Here is a 423-nt window from a genome sequence, read left to right as displayed (position 1 = left end):
GTAGCTCGTCAGGCTCATAACCTGAAGGTCGTAGGTTCAAATCCTACTCCCGCAACCACTTACAGAGAACAGGCCGCCACAGCCGCCCTCAGGGCGGCTTTTTGCATCCAGGATAGCCAAATGCCAACAGCTTGCCATGGATCTCCAGGGTGACGAAGTCAGCCTCCTCGTCACACGCGAGGACCACCGTCTTGTTCAGCTTGTGCAATTCGTCAGCCGCCGGCCCCGCCACGGGTTCGTCCGTCAGCGTCCCCACTAGATCCTCGACGTGCTGCCGGTAGAGTACAAGAATATCATCGGGCAGTTCGATTGGCGCAGGGATGAGCGTATCGCGCTCGGCCCGGCTTGGACCTGTCTCGTTTTCGTGCCGCCCCAGGTGCTCGTTTAGGCCACTTTTCTCTCGAAAGCGACGGGGCTTTTCCA

The 423-nt window shown here is 59.1% G+C and carries 1 pseudogene; it reads right to left on the bottom strand.

Going from position 1 to position 423, the window contains the following annotated elements:
- Positions 1-88 precede the first annotated feature (88 nt).
- A pseudogene (locus D8Z78_RS24820) lies at positions 89-423 on the bottom strand (hypothetical protein); the annotation flags it as partial.

It is taken from the genome of Tropicibacter alexandrii (assembly GCF_003667315.2).
In the GTDB taxonomy this organism is placed as follows: Bacteria; Pseudomonadota; Alphaproteobacteria; order Rhodobacterales; family Rhodobacteraceae; genus Tropicibacter; species Tropicibacter alexandrii.
The sequence above is the reverse complement of the archived record's forward strand: the minus strand, read 5'-3'. Positions and strand labels throughout refer to the sequence as shown.